Origin of the sequence: Selenomonas sp. oral taxon 126, from assembly GCF_001683335.1 — a bacterium.
Taxonomy (GTDB): Bacteria; Bacillota; Negativicutes; order Selenomonadales; family Selenomonadaceae; genus Centipeda.
Genome location: NZ_CP016201.1, coordinates 1,731,439 through 1,735,308 on the forward strand (window position 1 = coordinate 1,731,439; position 3,870 = coordinate 1,735,308).

Consider the following 3,870-nt stretch of genomic DNA (forward strand, 5'->3'; position numbering starts at 1 on the left):
AGTTCCGTCTGCCTGCACCCGCGCTCGAGACGGAGATCCCCGTCTACACAACGCGTCCCGACACCGTGTTCGGCATCACCTTCCTCGCGCTCGCGCCGGAGCATCCGCTCGTCGAGCAGATCTGCGCGATCAGCGACAAGGCGGATGAGATCCGTGCATTCTGCACGCGCGTGAAGAAGCAGTCCGACATCGAGCGCGCCTCGAGCGAGTCGGAGAAGGAAGGAATTTTCACAGGTCTGTACTGCACGAACCCGTTCAACGGAGAGCAGGTCGAGATCTGGATCACGAACTATGTTCTCTTCGAGTACGGCACGGGCGCGGTCATGGCGGTGCCGTCCGAGGATCAGCGCGACTGGATGTTTGCAACGAAGTACGGCATCCGCAAGATCCTCACGATTCGTCCGCCCGAGGGTGAGCTGCGCCTCGAGGATATGACGGCGGCGTACGTCGAGAAGGAAGGCTTCCTGATCAACTCCGGCAAGTTCACGGGCATGGAGATGCACGCGGCGATGGGCGCAATCATCGACGAGGCGGAGGCGCAGGGCTTCGGCAAGCGCCGTGTCAACTACCGTCTGCGCGACTGGCTCATCTCGCGCCAGCGCTACTGGGGCGCGCCGATCCCCATCATCAACTGTGAGGCGTGCGGCGAGGTGCTTGTTCCCGAGGAGGAGCTGCCCGTGCGTCTGCCCGAGGATGTCTCGTTCGAGCAGGGCGCGGTATCACCACTCTCATCGAGCGAACACTTCCTTCACTGCAAATGTCCGAAATGCGGCGGCTATGCGACGCGCGAGACGGACACGATGGACACCTTCATCTGCTCCTCGTGGTACTACTACCGCTATGCCGACCCGAAGAACTCGGAGCGTCCCTTTGATCGGGACAAGGTCAACTACTGGGCACCTGTCGATCAGTACATCGGCGGCATCGAGCACGCGATCCTCCACCTCCTCTATGCACGCTTCTTCACGAAGGTGCTGCGCGATGCAGGGATGCTCGACTTCGACGAGCCGTTCACGAACCTCCTCACGCAGGGCATGGTCATCAAGGACGGCGCAAAGATGTCGAAGTCGCTCGGCAATGTCGTCTCGCCTGAGGAGATCATCGAGAAGTATGGCGCGGATACAGCGCGTCTCTTCATCCTCTTTGCCGCGCCCGTCGAGCGCGATCTGGATTGGAGCGATCAGGGCGTCGAGGGCGCGTACCGCTTCCTGAACCGCGTCTGGCGCATCCTCCTGCAATTCGAGGAGGCGATCAAGAGCGCACCGGAGTCCTACGATACGGCAGTACTTACGTCGGAGGAAACGGAGCTGCGCCGCGTCCTGCACATGACCATCAAGAAGGTCACGGAGGACGTGCGTGACCGTTTCATGTTCAATACGGCAATCTCCTCCATCATGGAGCTTGTCAATGCGTTCTACGCATTTCAGGATAAAGAACTCAGCCCCGCGCTTGCACGCGAGACGGGGAGCGCGCTCCTGCGCATGCTCGCACCGTTTGCGCCGCATATCACAGAGGAACTCTGGGCGCGCCTCTTTACGGGCAGCGTACATGCGCAGACATGGGTCATTTGCGACGCATCCGCGCTTACACAGGACGAGATCGAGGTGGTTCTGCAGATCAACGGCAAGGTGCGTGACCGCGTGAAGATTGCAGCCGATCTGGACAAGGCGGCGATGGAGCGGCTTGTCACAGAGCTGCCGCGCGCGAAGGAACTCACGGCGGGCAAGGAGATCGTGAAGGTCATCTGCGTTCCCGGCAAGCTCGTCAACATTGTTGTCAAAGGATAAATAGGGAAACTCTGTTCAAGGATGGAGAGGGAGAGAACATCATGTTAAAAGCGTTTGCCGTTCGGAGCCTGCTGCCGGAGATGCTCATCGGTCGTACGGTCTATGACGGCGATACCGAAAACGTACTCGTTGAGGGCGGTACCATTCTGGATCGCGAGACGATCAAGCTGCTCAAGGAGAAGGGAATCGCATCCGTCTATGTCGATGAGGACAGCATTCTCGCTGCCGTACAGAAGGAGAAGAAGGCAAAGGCGGAGACGCCGGCATTCTTTACGGGGAAGGTGGCTCCTGAGCGGGATGCCAAGCTGGACAGCAAGTACGAAGAGGACTATCGCTACGTCTATACGGAGATGGAGAAACTCTTCCAGGAGGCTGCGATCTCCGGCAGACTCAACATGGACATCCTGCAGAACGTCATGTCGAGCGGGCGTCTGCGCGACCTCTACAAGGAGGGCGCGACGGCAGTCTCCATGATCTACACGATGAATCAGGACGGCGACTACAACCTGCATCACTGCGTCCATCTCGCCATCCTCAGCGGACTCATGGCAAAGTGGATGGGGCTTGTGGGCATGGATCGTCAGAACCTCGTGCTTGCGGGGCTCTTTCTCGACATCGGCAAGCAGTTCATCGAGAAGGAGCTGCTCGAGAAGAAGGGACGCCTCACGGAGGAGGAGTTTGACATCCTCAAGAATCACGTGGTTGACAGCTTCAAACTCCTCGAATCCAGTGAACTCGCGGGACGCGCGGATCTCATGAACGGCGTCATTCAGCACCATGAGCGCGGCGACGGCTCGGGGTATCCATCAGGGCTTACGGCAGAGCAGATCTCGCCGTTTGGCAAGGTGCTCGCCGTACTCGACAGCTACGATGCGATGGCATCCCGCCGCTCCTATGCGGAGAAGCGTTCGCCGTTCGAGGTGTTCAAGATTCTCTATGCCGATGTACTGGATGGAAAGCTTGACTCAGAATACGCCGTGCTCTTTATGCGTAAGCTCAACGCCGCGCTCAACGGCTGCTGGCTGCGCCTCTCGGATGGCACGGCAGGTCGTATCGTCTACATTGACGAGTCGCGCGTCACGGCGATGCCCGTCGTGCAGCTCACGGACGGCGGCTTTATCGACCTTAATACCGTCAAGGACATCACCGTCGTCGAGATCATGACGGCGGCGGAGGTCAGCAAACTCTAATGTATGAATTAGGGAAGCACCCTGCGGGGTGCTTTTTATTTGACCGAAGAAAGTGAATCTCTTATAATAAAGAAAAGGAACCAAGCCGGTAGAAAGGACGCCCTCATGCGGACGAGAGATTTTAATGCACTCAATGATTTGCTGTTCAAGTTCATCTTCGGGCATAAAGAAAATAAGAACATACCCTTATCCTTTATCAATGCGGTTCTTGGACTTGAGGGGGAACGCGCTTTCGTCGACCTGCGCTTTGCAGATCGTGAGATTGATCCGGAGGAGGAGACCGGAAAGGGCTCAACCCTTGACCTGCTCTGTATGACGAACGACGAGACGCAGATCAATATCGAAGTACAGGTGCAGAATCGGCAGAACATGGGACAGCGCAGTTTGTACTATTGGGCGAAGCTCTATCAGAGCACACTGGGGCGCGGCGAAAATTATGAGAACCTGCGGCGCACCGTCGCGATCAATCTGCTCGGCTATGAATATCTTCCGCTATCGGGCTTTCATCACATGTACGGACTCTATGACGAAACGGGAAAACATCGCCTGACGGAGGACATTGAGATACACTTTTTGGAGCTGCCGAAAGTGACACGACAGGACATTCGTAGTATGCGGACGCTCGATAAGTGGATGGCATTTATTGGGAATAAACTGAGTGATGAGGAAATGGAGGCGATTGCGATGAGCGAGGCGGCAATTGATACGGCATGGGATAGAATCGAGGCGTTCATGCGTGATGCAGGACAGCGGCGTAAGTATGAACAGCGCGAGAAGTTCGAGCACGACTATGTGAGTGACATGGAGGGTTCGTGGAAGAGGGGCGTCAGTCAGGGGCGACAACTTGGCATTGCACATATGGCTATGAATATGCTGCGTGTCGGAACGCCAGT

Annotated in this window: 3 protein-coding genes; all 3 read left to right on the forward strand. The window is 57.1% G+C overall.

What is annotated here, in order from left to right; genetic code table 11:
- Positions 1-1,787, forward strand: a 1,787-nt coding sequence (locus AXF19_RS07825; protein WP_066847267.1) for a class I tRNA ligase family protein, incomplete at its 5' end; no start/stop codon positions are given.
- Positions 1,788-1,828: 41 nt separating this feature from the next.
- Complete coding sequence (locus tag AXF19_RS07830) at positions 1,829-2,977, forward strand: HD-GYP domain-containing protein (protein WP_066847271.1); 1,149 nt, start codon at positions 1,829-1,831, stop codon at positions 2,975-2,977.
- A 105-nt stretch (positions 2,978-3,082) separates the two neighbouring features.
- Positions 3,083-3,870: Rpn family recombination-promoting nuclease/putative transposase (locus AXF19_RS15335; RefSeq protein WP_066847274.1), on the forward strand; the 788-nt coding region annotated here is incomplete at its 3' end.